Source organism: Pseudomonas sp. H11T01 (assembly GCF_048515765.1).
In the GTDB taxonomy this organism is placed as follows: domain Bacteria; phylum Pseudomonadota; class Gammaproteobacteria; order Pseudomonadales; family Pseudomonadaceae; genus Aquipseudomonas.
Genome location: NZ_JBLYED010000007.1, coordinates 213,322 through 226,673 on the forward strand (window position 1 = coordinate 213,322; position 13,352 = coordinate 226,673).

The 13,352-nt window shown below is 51.8% G+C and carries 12 protein-coding genes; all 12 read right to left on the minus strand.

Annotated elements, in window-relative coordinates; genetic code table 11:
• Positions 1-64 precede the first annotated feature (64 nt).
• Complete coding sequence (locus tag ACN1C3_RS11955; RefSeq protein WP_419116010.1) at positions 65-1,474, minus strand: mannose-1-phosphate guanylyltransferase/mannose-6-phosphate isomerase; 1,410 nt, start codon at positions 1,472-1,474, stop codon at positions 65-67.
• 72 nt (positions 1,475-1,546) lie between these two features.
• Positions 1,547-2,647 carry a glycosyltransferase gene (locus ACN1C3_RS11960; protein WP_419116011.1) on the minus strand — a complete coding sequence of 367 codons (1,101 nt, stop codon included), beginning with the start codon at positions 2,645-2,647 and terminating at the stop codon, positions 1,547-1,549.
• A gap of 32 nt (positions 2,648-2,679) precedes the next feature.
• Entirely contained in the window at positions 2,680-3,978 is a 1,299-nt protein-coding gene (locus ACN1C3_RS11965) for a hypothetical protein (protein ID WP_419116012.1), read from the minus strand.
• Positions 3,979-4,244: 266 nt separating this feature from the next.
• Entirely contained in the window at positions 4,245-5,579 is a 1,335-nt protein-coding gene (locus ACN1C3_RS11970) for a hypothetical protein (RefSeq protein WP_419116013.1), read from the minus strand.
• Positions 5,580-5,743: 164 nt separating this feature from the next.
• Entirely contained in the window at positions 5,744-6,793 is a 1,050-nt protein-coding gene (gene pseI, locus ACN1C3_RS11975) for a pseudaminic acid synthase (RefSeq protein ID WP_419116014.1), read from the minus strand.
• A complete protein-coding gene (gene pseH / locus ACN1C3_RS11980) occupies positions 6,790-7,347 on the minus strand; it encodes a UDP-4-amino-4,6-dideoxy-N-acetyl-beta-L-altrosamine N-acetyltransferase (RefSeq protein WP_419116015.1) in 558 nt (185 codons plus the stop codon). Before pseH ends, pseI begins: the two co-directional genes overlap by 4 nt.
• Positions 7,347-8,492 (minus strand): UDP-2,4-diacetamido-2,4,6-trideoxy-beta-L-altropyranose hydrolase, encoded by a 1,146-nt coding sequence (gene pseG, locus ACN1C3_RS11985; RefSeq protein WP_419116016.1) that lies wholly within the window; start codon positions 8,490-8,492, stop codon positions 7,347-7,349. Before pseG ends, pseH begins: the two co-directional genes overlap by 1 nt.
• A gap of 2 nt (positions 8,493-8,494) precedes the next feature.
• Positions 8,495-9,196, minus strand: a complete 702-nt coding sequence (pseF, locus tag ACN1C3_RS11990; protein WP_419116017.1) for a pseudaminic acid cytidylyltransferase — start codon at positions 9,194-9,196, stop codon at positions 8,495-8,497.
• A complete protein-coding gene (locus ACN1C3_RS11995; protein ID WP_419116018.1) occupies positions 9,193-9,663 on the minus strand; it encodes a hypothetical protein in 471 nt (156 codons plus the stop codon). Before ACN1C3_RS11995 ends, pseF begins: the two co-directional genes overlap by 4 nt.
• 166 nt (positions 9,664-9,829) lie before the next feature.
• Positions 9,830-10,990, minus strand: coding sequence for a UDP-4-amino-4,6-dideoxy-N-acetyl-beta-L-altrosamine transaminase (gene pseC / locus ACN1C3_RS12000; RefSeq protein WP_419116019.1), 1,161 nt, complete (start codon positions 10,988-10,990; stop codon positions 9,830-9,832).
• A 3-nt stretch (positions 10,991-10,993) separates the two neighbouring features.
• The gene (gene pseB / locus ACN1C3_RS12005; protein ID WP_419116020.1) at positions 10,994-11,992 is read right to left on the minus strand and encodes a UDP-N-acetylglucosamine 4,6-dehydratase (inverting); all 999 of its coding nucleotides are present in this window, start codon (positions 11,990-11,992) and stop codon (positions 10,994-10,996) included.
• Positions 11,993-13,279 (minus strand): lipopolysaccharide biosynthesis protein, encoded by a 1,287-nt coding sequence (locus tag ACN1C3_RS12010; RefSeq protein ID WP_419116021.1) that lies wholly within the window; start codon positions 13,277-13,279, stop codon positions 11,993-11,995.
• Between the last annotated feature and the right edge of the window lie 73 nt (positions 13,280-13,352).

Genomic DNA, 13,352 nt, shown 5'->3' on the forward strand with positions numbered 1-13,352 from the left:
ATGGAGTCTTTCGACTCGAGTTCAGTCATCAGTGGCCAAAATAGAACCGTTATAGGTCCGCAGCTCACGCCCGCCCGTACTTGTCCTCAAAGCGCACAATATCGTCTTCGCCCAGATAGGAGCCGGACTGCACCTCGATCAGCTCCAGCGGAATGACACCTGGATTTTCCAGAGCATGGATCTGGCCAATCGGGATATAGGTGGACTCGTTCTCGCTGACAAGATAGGTCCGCTCACCATTGGTAACCTGGGCAGTACCGCTGACCACGATCCAGTGTTCGGCACGGTGGTGGTGCATCTGTACCGAAAGCTTGGCGCCGGGACGTACCGTAATGCGCTTGACCTGGTAGCGGTGGCCATTGTCGATAGAGTCGTACATCCCCCAGGGGCGGTACACCTCGCGGTGATTGATGTGTTCGTGACGGCCGTCGCCTTTGATCTGCTCGACGAGCTTCTTCACGTCCTGAACCCTGTCCTTGTGCGCTACCAGAATGGCGTCCTTGGTTTCGACGATCACCAGATCCTCGACGCCCACGGTGGTCACCAGGCGGCTGTCCGCATGCACATAAGAGTTGCGGGTAGCCTGGCTAAGCACATCGCCCTTGAACACGTTACCTTCCGCATCCTTGGGGCTGACATCCCACAGTGCCGACCAGGAACCGATATCGCTCCAGCCCGCATCCAGCGGCACCATCACTGCGTCGGCGGTTTTTTCCATCACCGCATAGTCGATGGAGTCTTCAGGGCACGCGGCGAAGGCATTATGGTCGACCCGGGTGAAATGCATGTCCTGCGCCCCACCTTCCAGTGCTGCGCGGCATGCCGCGAGAATTTTCGGCTGGAAGCGCTCCAATTCTTGCAGATAGCGGCTGGCGCGGAACATGAACATGCCGCTGTTCCAGAAGAAATTGCCGCTGGCCAGATAGTCGCGGGCGGTAGCCAGATCGGGCTTCTCGACGAAGCGATTGACGGCGAAGCCGCCGGTACCGACTGCCTCACCTTTTTCGATATAGCCGTATCCGGTTTCCGGACCGTTGGGGACGATGCCGAAGGTCACCAGTTTGCCATCTGCAGCGAGGGGACGGGCGGCCTGGATGCTGGCATGGAACGCGGGTACATCCTGGATCAGATGGTCGGCGGCCAGTACCAGCAGGATCGGGTCTTGCGCCTCGCTGCAGGCTTGCAGCGCTGCCAAGGCAATCGCCGGTGCGGTATTGCGACCGACCGGCTCCAGCAGGATGCTGGCCTGTTCCATGTCCAGCTGGCGCAGTTGCTCAGCGGCGAGGAAGCGGTGCTGCTCGTTGCAGATCAGTCGCGGCAAGGCCGCATCCAGGCCGCGCAGGCGTAGGATGGTGGCCTGCAGCATGGACAGCTCGGTATCGGCCAGAGGCAGGAACTGCTTTGGATTGAGCTGGCGAGACAGTGGCCATAGGCGCGAGCCGTTGCCGCCAGCAATGATTACTGGAAAAATCATCTGGATCATCCCTTTATTCAGAAACCAGTAGGTACTGGCTGTTTGCTTGCGAAGGTGTCAGGAGAAGAAGGATCAAGCTTGAGCCAAGGCCTGATCGACAAACGCTTTGATTTTCTGCTTGAAAACAGATTTGTCGAAACCTGCTGCATGTTCGTGCAGTTCCGACGGTGAAAAAACAAACTCGCCAGATTCAAGTTGTTGAACCGCGGTGATCAAGGCATCAACAGACTGCTCATGGAAATGAATGCCTGTACGGCCATGTATCACCGTTTCCAGTGCGCCGCCCTTGGCGAAGGCAATGACAGGGGCACCAGCAGCCATGGCTTCGACAGGAACGATGCCGAAGTCCTCGACACCGGGGAAAATCAGACCGCGGCAGCGCTCCAGCAAGTCCTTGATCACAGGAAATGGCTGTCGTCCCATCAAGGTTACGTTGGTGCCTGCGCGTGCTTTCAAAGCTTCATATAACTCGCCCTCGCCAACGACTACCAAGGGAAGTCCTAATTTATTGAAAGCATCGACAGCCAGGTCGGCTTTTTTATAGGAAACCAGCTGGCCGAGACAAAGGTAGAAGTCTCCGCGCTCTTGCTCTTGGGAAAACTCGCTTGTGTTAACAGGCGGAAAGATTACCTCAGAGTCGCGGCGATAGAATTTCCTGATCCGCGAGGCGATAAAGCTAGAGTTCGCGATAAAGTGGTCGACACGGTCTGCAGAAAGACGGTCCCATATACGGAGCCAATGCGCGACAAGCGGGAAAATAGTTCTTACAAAGCGCCCGGCCGTGGCACGGTACTCGTGGTACATGTCCCATACATAGCGCATTGGAGAATGGCAGTAACAAATATGTACAGCATCGGGGCGCGTGATTACACCTTTGGCTGGTCCGGATTCGCTGCTGATGATCAGGTCATATTCTGTAAGATCTAGTTGCTCTAGCGCGAGAGGCATGAGCGGGAGGTATTTCTGATAGTGCTTCTTCGCACCCGGGAGGCGCGAAATGAAAGAGGTTTTAATTTGCCCTTCGAAGGCTGAAGGCAATGCTTTCCGAACAACATCTTCATTGCAAACGTGCAAAAAAAAGTCGGCTTTTGGGTATAACTCAGCTAGCGCAGAGCATACTGCTTCACCGCCACGATTGCTAAGCCACCAATAGTGAATAATTGCAATTTTCATTTTTAGTATTCCGCGATAGAAGCAAGCCTGATTTAATGCTGGGCTATTATGGCTTTTTTATTTATACGTTTTGTTTTTATCAAAAAAGCTAATGGCAGAGCTGAAATTATTGCGTATTGCCCACCGCCAGTGGTGAATAGGTTTACGACAAATACAAACGGAAGGAAGGCACTAAAGATAAGGTAGAGCGGTATCCACATTATTTTATTTCTATGAACTAGTCGATGCAGAAGACCTGTGAGTCCTCCGAAAAACAAACTTGCTAACGCGCCGCCCGATGGTCCAAAATCATACAGTATCGGCCCGAAAAATGTTGTATATACGCCGGATCTCAGTACGGATTGCATATTCATTGATTCAATATCAGCTCCTCCAAATATGGTTGAGATTATTTTGGCGGGTATATATAGAGTTTGAAGTCCAAATGTTGTCATAGTATCCGTGCGTGCTGCTAGATAAAAAAACTCGTATGATCCATGCAGTATGTATTGGCAGAAGTTAACAGCTGAAAATAAAAGGCCTGACAGTATGTCTGTGTCTTTGTTGGTTAGGTAGTTCACTACTGAGTCGCTTGCTGGCGCGAACATAGCGTAACCTGATGTTTTCATTGACTGGACGGGATCAAGTCCAATTTGAATTGTTCTTTCCCAAAATATAGACCCGCCAAACCAAACCAATGCTACTGAAAGCACGACGCCTACTATTATTTTCTTTAAGTTAATATTTAGCGTTCCGGTTGTTATTATTGATATCGTAAATATGCTCAGATACATCACTAAGCTACTTCTCGACCCTTGGAAGGCGACGTCAAATAACGGATAGAGTAGGGAGATGAATATCAGCGGAAAGTGGATGCGGTGACGAAGTCCCGCTGAACGGGACAAAAAAATAAAAAATGGTAAGAAAAAAAGAAATGAAGATAATAATGCGCCGATTAGTGCCACACTGCCTGAACCACCACCAGATGAGATCGCCTCCCTATTAGCCATGAAGTCTGTACTAATTGCTCCACCGGATCGAATAAAAACTCTCTCAAAGCACCGCACCAATAATCCAAAAATACCTAGAGCGGAAATTGTTTTGACCAGGCTGTGCATGTTGTTTTTGTCGATCGAGATATAACAAAAAGACTCGCTTTTCTTTCTATATCCAACTATTAAGCCGAGTATAAATAATGCGTTGTATAGCAGGAAAATAATTATTGATTGATCATCCCCTTGAAAATTAAAATCAATTGGGGCGACAATCCAAAGAAATAGATAAGTTGATAGACCTATGAAGTAGATCTTTAATGGATGAATAATTCTGAGTTTTGCCGGAAAATCGTTCATGTTTTTTTCGCTTGGAATGACTTAAGGATTTACGCGATCTGCTGTTTTCTTTTTAGGCACACAATAGTCAGGCTTCTCGAGGTTGAAAACTGGAGAAAAATGTCGGGCTGGAGACGGGGCGATTATTGTTGGTGTGGAATTTCTACTCAGACATTGTTGTTGCAACGTGTCTGCGGCGCCACATCTCAAGCCAACAAGTGTAGTATTTTGTTATTTTGCTTTCGCGGTATTGTCAATAGCATTGATAGAGTCTGCGCATCTTAAATTTATACGCATATTTTAGCTGCCTCCAAGAGGGTATTTGCAACTGAGCGGACGTTATCTGCCGCCATAACTGCAGGCATGTTTAATGGGTCCGATATCATGCCCGGGAAGCTCGTCGCATAAAGTCGCTGGATCAATCGCACACGCTCTTCATCATTGGCAATAGTAAATTGATTCATTTCGATTCGCCGAACTACTTCGGTGATTTCTGAGGGTGTGCCGATCCGTGCACAACCCGGCCCTTCTTCTACAATGCTGGGACCAATTTGGACTAGTGGTTTTCCGGATAACACACACTCCACAGCAACAGTACCTGTGACGGTGCATATGAGGTCCACTTTATCGAATACAACTGCCATGGTCTCATGAAGGGGGATTGGCGATATTTGGGGATGGGTGCGCAGTACTTCGAGCAACTCGTCACTGAGTTCGTATTTGGCCTTAGGATTGACCTTTACCCATAGGTGCCAGCCGATGGGCAAAGCGTCTGCAAGCTGAGCAATGAGTTTGGTTTGATCACGGAATTCTTGTCCCCAGACGTCGATGTTCGCTTCTGGCTGCATTTGCAAGGGATAGAGTGCAAGACGTTGTCCCTTGCTCTCCTTCGACTTGGCGGTAGCAATCTGCTGCCAGGTTTTTAATCGTTGCTGTATCTGCCGGTCAAGCGCCCATTTTCGCCATGGGGCCGGTGTATTGAAACGCTCGCCAGACAGATAGCCACGCAATATAGTCAAACGATCTCTCGCTGAACGAGGCAAGGGGTGAGTCCGTTCAGGTTCTAGACCGGAAGGTGGAATCATGTAATCGGGCACGCGTTCGCGCTTACGAATGGCCTCAGCAAGTACAAGACAATCGGCTTCGCTGGGCAATTCATTGTTATGCTCAAGCGGTACTTTACTGTCATAGGAGTAGACTGAGTAACGACCACTTGGATAGCCTAGCATGCAGGGATGAAAATAAAGAATATTTTGGCGGCGACACGCGTCAATAACAATCAACTCATGAAATAGAGTGCTCTCACCGATCACCACCTCCGGTCGCTCGTGATCAAGCCATTGATCAATGACTGTCTTGTAGTAACGATAGTGCCTGTCGTCGCCGCCAAAGTAGTTGATATAGCGATCGGCGCGCCGGACCCGATCTAAACCATTTATCTGTCCACCATCGCTCAAGTCGGTACGGCGAGGAAAGGGTATTGTGAGTGTGGAATCTCCGGGAGGCGTAAATACTGGGTTTTGTACCAGCCAAACGACACTGTGCCCAAGCGAGCGTAGTTCATGAGCCAGCGCGATCCAAAATACTGTTTTGTAGCGATTTTCGATGAAGGCGAATTTCATTGTCCGTGATCAGCCTTTTTTGTCTGTTGTCCGAGTTCGTTGTTGGGAATGCAGAATAGGTACAGTGCCAAGCGGCGATACAAGAGGGGATATCTATTTAATTTACTGCGGAAAAAAATATTAAATCAATCTCCCCATTACGAACACGACAGCTTGGGCGCGTATTACTCTACGTCCTCCAGACGTACTGGTGAATTTATGCTAACTGCTACATTTACCCGCTTCCCAAGCACATTTTCTATTTGCTTTGGCGAAGCACCAAAGCCTGGACGAACGCTTCGCACTGCCTCCGGAGTAATCACATCCCCAGGTTTCAAATCCTTCACGAAATACAGTGACCGTCGGAACTTCACATTTCCCAGTTCGCTGGATTTGCGCCCGTAATCGACTTCACCCAAGGCCGCCCAAGCGGTTTTGCTATCGCGGCAAAGAGCCGCCAACTCCGCCGGTTCGAGCGAGAAGCTGTCATCCGGACCACCGCCACTGCGGTTGAGAGTGAAGTGTTTTTCAATGATGGACGCGCCCATCACTACACTGGCGATGGCGGTAGTGTTGTCCAGCGTGTGGTCGGACAAGCCTGTGACCAAGCCGAAGCGGCGCATCATGTCGGGAATGGTACGCAGGTTGTAATCAGCGGCAGGCGCGGGGTAACCACTTACGCAGTGAAGAATGGCCAGTTCCTTACAGCCACCTTCGTGAGCGGCGTCGATGGCTTCCTGGATTTCTTCGGCATCGGCCATACCAGTGGAGATAATCATCGGCTTGCCAGTACTGGCAACGTACTTGATCAAGGGCAGGTCAACTGCCTCAAAGGAAGCGATTTTGTAGGCCGGTGCGTTGAGGCTTTCCAGCAGGTCGACAGCAGTATTGTCGAAGGGGGAACTGAAAATGGTGATCCCCAGCTTGCGAGCATGCTCGAACAGAATCGCATGCCAGTCCCAAGGCATCTGGGCTTCCTTGTAAAGCTGATAGAGCGTCTTGCCATCCCATAGGCCACCGTGGATCTGGAAGTCTTCAGAGTCGCAATCAAGGGTGATAGTGTCGGCAGTATAGGTCTGGAGCTTGATCGCATCAGCACCGGCTTTCTTCGCTTCTTCGATGATCTTTAGCGCGGTTTCAAGCTTGCCGTTATGATTAGCGGAAAGCTCGGCGATGATGTAAGGAGCGTAATCGGGGCCAATTTTGCGCCCTGCGATTGAAATGTTCGGATTCATGCGCTTCTCCCGGAGAGTTTTACTAATTTATCCAACATGTCGGCACGCTTCTCAGTCCACTCAGATGCAAGCAGGCCCAGCCGGTATATATCGACAAAGTCTTCATTGATTTTGTGGTGTTCGCGAAGTATGCCTTCTACGCTGAAGCCAAATTTTTGGTGCAATTTGATGACCGGGGCATTGAAGGCGAGCACTTCACAATGAAGTTTATGAAGGCCAAGCTCATTAAACGCACAGTCCAGAGCAAGAAATTCCATTTTACTGCCGGTGCCTTTCGGTGCCTCGGGAGACGCATAGAACGCCCAGGATGAGTTTTCGCCGGTTCTGTCGATCCCGTTAAAACCGACAATACCGAGCGGAATCTCATCTGCCTCGTACATGAAATATCGCTGGTCGTCGCGCTGCTGAGTTCGTGCCCACCAAGCAAGGTGTTCGTCCATACTGATTTCGTGGCGGGTATACATATTGGCCCGCACGTTGGGAGCATTACGCCAGCCGAGCATTAGCTCAAGCTCTTGCTGTTTAATACCGCGCAGTTTTCCAAGTAGCTGCATTACCTGCTCCATTTTTCAATATTCAGCTTGTTGAGCGTGCTTGCGACAAATTGACAGCCTGTGCCGTCTGTAATGTTCTTGGCGTGCTCGGTGATGTTCTTCATGCGATGCTTGTCATGCCGAAGTACACCGATTATCTGTGCCAACTCTGCTATCAGATCCTTTCCAAGACTTAGTGTTATGACTGCCTGTGCTTTGTCCAGAATTTCTGCGGCCATCTTCTGGTTATCCGCTAGAACGACCAACGCGGTCGGCAGACCCAGGCAGCAGCGTTCCCAAGAGGTTGCCCCTGCAGCGCCGATTGCCAAGTCGCTGTCGGCCATCAGTTGCGCCATATCGCTGATGCCTACCCTGACCGTTGTGGGCCACGGCATCTGCTCGGCCAGTTGGCGAACTTCGGCAAGCCAGGGAGCAGTTGTCCCCATGACCACGGTAATCTGGCAATTGGCTGGAAGCTCAGTGGATTTGAGAGCCTGCAGCAGTTGTCCAGTGGCGTTGAGCTGGTCGACGCCGCCCATGGTGATGAGCAGGTGCTTGAGTTGCGGTTTTTTCCGACGCTCCAGGCTGTAGGCGCGTAAGGCCGCGAACTCAGGTCGTAGCAGGGAATACTGCGAGCCGCAGAGCAGGGTGCAAGCGTCAGGGAGCCAAGGTGCGTAGTCCTCGGCATCGCGACCGAAGGTCTGATCCAGCAGGAGATTGCACTGATGTGTGCGGTCAGCTAGATCGTCGATCACCATCAGTTTGCGGTAATGCGGCTTTAGCGCAGTTTCCCAACGAGCATCGAGCGCATAGTGGTCGACGATCAGCCAGTCAGGTATCAGCTCACTGAGAATGGCGGTGCATTCGGCGGCGTCTTTTTCCTGAGTGGAGCCAAGCCAGGTGGCATGTGCCAGTTGCAGCTCAGTGGTCGGCACATTGACGGCGATCAAGTTCGCCTCTAGCGAGTCCGAGAGAGGCAAGACATGGACCTGGAAGCCTTTGCTGCGGATATGCTCGATCAAGTTGCCGGGATGTTCGCGGCAAATAAACTGGCATTCGCTGCCTTGGAACGTGAGCGCATCGGCCAGGGTCAGGCAACGCATGACGTGCCCCGTGCCCATTTGCAGTGAGGCGTCGACACGGAAGGCGACCTTTATTGGCTGCATCTTCACTGCGTTTCAGCCTGCATGGCCTTGAACAACCACTCGGCTCGCACCCAGTCTTCCGGCGTATCGATGTCCTGTACGCGGTGCCGCGACAGCGCCACGGGCATCGAGCCCGGGCTAAAGATCATCCGGCCTTGCAGCCAGGCATCGGCTTGGCCCCAGTAGAACTGCCCTGCGTCGTGCCAGGCCTCCTCAAGGTCCTGGGAGCGGGTGTTGAAATGCTCCGGATTGAACATTTCGACCCGGCCCTCAGCGTTGAGGCGAATCGCTCGCTGGATCGGGAAGGCGTAGCTGGTTACCGAAAAGGCGTAATCGCAGCCGGCGTCCTTGAGGGTGCCAAAACCGCGGCGGATATCTTCAGGACTGACGAAAGGGGCGGTGGCATACAGGCAGCAAGCGTGCTCGACGGGTTGACCTTGGGCATTGAACCATTCAATGGCGTGTTGAATGACCGGAATGGTGCCGGTATGGTCGTCGGACAGTTCCGCGGGGCGCATAAAGGGCACAGTAGCCCCGTAGTGACGAGCCACCTCGGCTATCTCTACATCGTCGGTGGAAACAATCACCTGATCAAAGCATTCGCTTTGCAGTGCCGCCTCAATGGACCAGGCAATCATTGGCTTGCCACAGAAGTTCTTTATGTTCTTGCGAGGGATACGCTTACTGCCGCCTCGAGCAGGAACTATTGCAATTTTCGTGGTCAATTATTGTTCCTCGGCTTGATGACGAGATTGGGTGAACTTCCGAAGACCAAGGAGTTTGAGGGTATGTCGGTATCTTTTATATAAGTATTGGCGGAGACCACGACATTGTCGCCGATCAAGCATTTCCCCAAAATTTTCGATCCCGAAAGCATTTGGACATTTTTGCCGATCTCCGGGAACACTCCTTGGTTGTTGCCCACCGTACACAGCTGAGCGAAAGTGAAGTTATTTCCATAGCTTGCCCGCCCCATCACACTACCCACCGGGTGGTCTAAATGGAAAGCTTCCGGCATCAAGACCTCATAAAACAGGTCCAACCCATTAAGGGTTTTGTTTAAATAATAAATCTTGTCGGCCAGCACAGGGTTCTCTGGATTGTCCAAAAATACCTGGCGGGAGAGGAAGTACAAGAAAATACAGTATTGTCCGGAATGATAGAGGGAAAAAAAAACCCTTCCGTCTTTCATGTAGTATTTGTTTGAGGACTGACTAAAACACTTCTCAGTTTTGCTCAGGGTTTCGGCTAGACATCTAGATAGAGACTCGTCCTCGGCTTCATCTAGTAGAAACAAATTATGAATCTGATGTCGGATCAATCTGTCCAGGACTTTGAGCGATGGCGAAATGATCATCTTATGCCTCTAAAGAGTATTTAAGCGCCTGGAACACTTCATCTTGCTGAGCATCACTCATGGTCTGGAACATCGGGATGCTGATGGCTTCCCGGTAGTAGATTTGCGCCTGCGGGAAGTCATCAGGCTGGAAGCCCATGCGTTCATAGTAAGGCTGGGTGTGCACCGGGATGTAGTGAAGATTGACGCCGATACCCAGCTCACGCAGAGATTCAAAGACCTGGCGGTGAGTCTTCTGGATTTGATCCAGTTGCAGGCGGATAACGTATAGGTGCAGGCCGGAATAGCTGTCCGGGTGCTGCCAGGGTGTGGTGACCGGCAGGCTGGCCAGCAGGTCGTCGTAGCGACGGGCCAGTTGGTGGCGGCGAGCCACATACTGATCCAGGCGCTCCATCTGGGTAACCCCCAATGCAGCCTGCAGTTCGGTCATGCGGTAGTTGAAGCCCAGATCAATCTGCTGGTAATACCAGGGACCATCGGCCTCATGAGTCATCTGCGCCGGATCACGAGTGATGCCGTGGCTGCGCAGCAGGGCCATTTTGTTCGCCAGTTCGCCATCGTTGGTCAGTGCCATGCCGCCTTCGGCGGTGGTAATGATCTTCACGGGATGGAAACTGAATACGGTGATATCGCTGTAACGGCAGTTGCCGATGAACTCGCCTTGGTACTTGCCACCAATGGCGTGGGAGGCATCTTCGATGATCTTGAAGCCATAGCGTTGGGACAGTGCATGAATGGCCTGCATGTCGCACGGCTGGCCACACAAATGCACCGGCACCAGCACTTTGGGTAGCGTGCCCTCGAGTGCGGCCTGTTCAAGCTTGAGCGCGAGCGCTTGCGGGCAGAGGTTGTAGGTACGCGGGTCGATATCGACAAAATCGACCTCGGCGCCGCAGTACAACGCACAGTTGGCCGAGGCTACGAAGGTGACTGGTGTTGTCCACAACCGATCGCCCGGGCCAAGCCCAAGGGCCAGGCAGGCAATGTGCAATGCCGAGGTGGCACTGTTCACTGCCAACGCATGGCTGGCACCGACGTGCTGCGCGACATTTTGCTCGAAGCGAGGAACCATCGGTCCTTGGGTCAGGAAATCGGATTGCAGTACACCCACGACCGCATCGATATCGGTTTGGGTGATTTCTTGGCGGCCGTAGGGAATCATGTATCAGATGCTCCCAATCTTTTCGCGGTTGATGTCGATCCAGTTTTCCAGATCGGCGTCGCTCATCCACTCGCTGTTGTTATCGCTGGCGTAGACGAAGTTTTCGGGCACTCGAGTACCATCCTTGATGCGCTTGGCACAGGTGGCCCAGCCATTGATCGTCGGCAGAATCTTGAAATGCTGAGGGTATTCGTAGGTGTAATAGGCGTCTTCGGCGCTGATCATTTGCTCGTGCAGTTTCTCACCGGGACGGATACCAACGACTTGCTGCTCTGCCTCTGGGGCAACCACTCGAGCGAGATCTGTCACTTTCATGGAAGGGATTTTTTTGACATAAATCTCGCCGCCTTCCATGTCTTCAAAGGCGTGCCAGACCAGTTTTACTGCTTCCTCGAGAGAGATCATGAAGCGCGTCATGCGCTCGTCAGTAATTGGCAGTACGCCTTTGTTTTTGATCGACATGAAGAACGGGATTACCGAACCACGCGACCCCATGACGTTGCCATAGCGGACCACGGCGAAGCGTGAGTCATGAGCGCCCGAATAGGAGTTACCTGCGACAAACATTTTGTCTGACGCCAGTTTGGTCGCGCCGTACAAATTGATTGGGCTGCTGGCTTTATCGGTGGACAGGGCAACAGTGCGACGGACGCCTTTATCAATGCACGCGTCGATGAGGTTCATCGCCCCATTGATGTTGGTTTTCACACATTCAAACGGGTTGTATTCGGCAGTCGGTACAATTTTGGTCGCGGCGGCATGCACAACATAGTCGACACCGTCCAGTGCACGGTACAGGCGGTCCTTATCACGCACATCGCCGATGAAAAAACGCACCCGCGAATCGCCTTCGAACTTCTTGGCCATGTCCCACTGTTTCATCTCGTCACGGGAGAAGATGATTATTTTTTTCGGGTTGTATTTTTCCAGTGTCATGGGCACGAACGTGTTGCCGAAAGAGCCAGTGCCGCCAGTGACAAGAATAGTTTTGTTAGTGAGCATTCAACGGGTTCCTTTGAGAAACGGTATAGGTTTAGATGAAATTGATCGGTACTGCGCCGGGGTCAAACGGATAAACGCCACGCACTTCCACAACAGGATCAGGAAGAACGCCACACACAGCCCCAATGGCACCGCCTGTAAGGGCCAGTAGTGGGAAAAGAGCCAGGTTGTTGGAATGAAGATCAGCAGGCTTGCTATATGGCTATGAATGATCGGCCGGTCGAGCCCTTGTGCATACAGCGCATAATGCGGAACCATGCCCAGCGAATAGAGCAGCGTGATTAGCAAGGTCCAAGGAAACAAACTTTGGTTTTCAAGGTATAACGGCTTATTAAGCCAGATCAAAAGTGGATCAATGATCAATAGCGCAATTATCGCAAACGCACCTGAAAACATCAGTGTCTGGAACAGCAATGCACGCAGCTTAAGACGAAAAAAAGCAGCGTCCTTGTTGTGATGCGCACTGATCAGGCCAGGGTAGATAAAGGCAAATACGCCTGCGTCGAGAAATGACAGAAGCGCACTGCTGATTCCCATAAACAGCACATAAGCGCCTAGGGTTTCCAGGTTCATCAGGTTCGCAAACCAGTAGCGATCCACTGTAAACACGCCGCGGATAGCCAGAGTGGCGACCAACAAGGGAATGGCGACTTTCAGGCCTTTGCCAATCCAATGCCAATCAACCTGCTTATGCCAACCGGAAATATTTAACTGCTTTAAGCGATAAATACCCAGCAAGAGCGCTGCAAAGCTGCCGAGCGTCCAGCCGCCAAGCACAACGTTTAGATCGCGAGTATCAGTCCGAACAAACATGACTGACGTAACGATCACGGCCCAAATACCAGAGCGGAGAAACAACACCACGCTAGCGAGCAATTGCTCCGAGATCGCTATCAGCAGGCGGCCCAACTCCTGCGTCAAATGCTCTAATACCAGCAATATAAAGAACCAGCCTGCGACACTCCAAGGCAGGAGCCCCTCTAAAAAAATCAAACTCAGTAGCGGTAGCACAACGACGTAAAGTACCAGCGAAAGTGCGCCTTGGTCCTTCAGCAGCCCACCCCATTCGTGGCGTTCCCGTTTGAGGATTTCCCGTGTGGTGAACGTGTAGAAGTCGAACCCCAGCAGATAAAGTGCGTAGCCGATAGTGGCAGTGAGCAAGCCGTACAGACCTAGTGCCGCTGGATCGAGAAACTTCGCAAGGAAAAAAATCAACAGGAACTTACTGGCGAGTGTTATGCCGCGCAGTGCGATATTAATAAAGCGTATGAGGCTTTGTTTCGGCATTGGTTGTGGTGTCTTTTATAATTGGCGAGCGGGGCGCTATGGCCAGGCTTAACGGAATTTATAAGGCTAGCCA

Bases quoted from the DNA above. Each gene is read 5' to 3' on its own strand.
- ACN1C3_RS11955 (WP_419116010.1), bottom strand. From the start codon at position 1,474: ATGATTTTTCCAGTAATCATTGCTGGCGGCAACGGCTCGCGCCTATGG.
- ACN1C3_RS11960 (WP_419116011.1), bottom strand. From the start codon at position 2,647: ATGAAAATTGCAATTATTCACTATTGGTGGCTTAGCAATCGTGGCGGT.
- ACN1C3_RS11965 (WP_419116012.1), bottom strand. From the start codon at position 3,978: ATGAACGATTTTCCGGCAAAACTCAGAATTATTCATCCATTAAAGATC.
- ACN1C3_RS11970 (WP_419116013.1), bottom strand. From the start codon at position 5,579: ATGAAATTCGCCTTCATCGAAAATCGCTACAAAACAGTATTTTGGATC.
- pseI (WP_419116014.1), bottom strand. From the start codon at position 6,793: ATGAATCCGAACATTTCAATCGCAGGGCGCAAAATTGGCCCCGATTAC.
- pseH (WP_419116015.1), bottom strand. From the start codon at position 7,347: ATGCAGCTACTTGGAAAACTGCGCGGTATTAAACAGCAAGAGCTTGAG.
- pseG (WP_419116016.1), bottom strand. From the start codon at position 8,492: ATGCAGCCAATAAAGGTCGCCTTCCGTGTCGACGCCTCACTGCAAATG.
- ACN1C3_RS11995 (WP_419116018.1), bottom strand. From the start codon at position 9,663: ATGAAAGACGGAAGGGTTTTTTTTTCCCTCTATCATTCCGGACAATAC.
- pseC (WP_419116019.1), bottom strand. From the start codon at position 10,990: ATGATTCCCTACGGCCGCCAAGAAATCACCCAAACCGATATCGATGCG.
- pseB (WP_419116020.1), bottom strand. From the start codon at position 11,992: ATGCTCACTAACAAAACTATTCTTGTCACTGGCGGCACTGGCTCTTTC.
- ACN1C3_RS12010 (WP_419116021.1), bottom strand. From the start codon at position 13,279: ATGCCGAAACAAAGCCTCATACGCTTTATTAATATCGCACTGCGCGGC.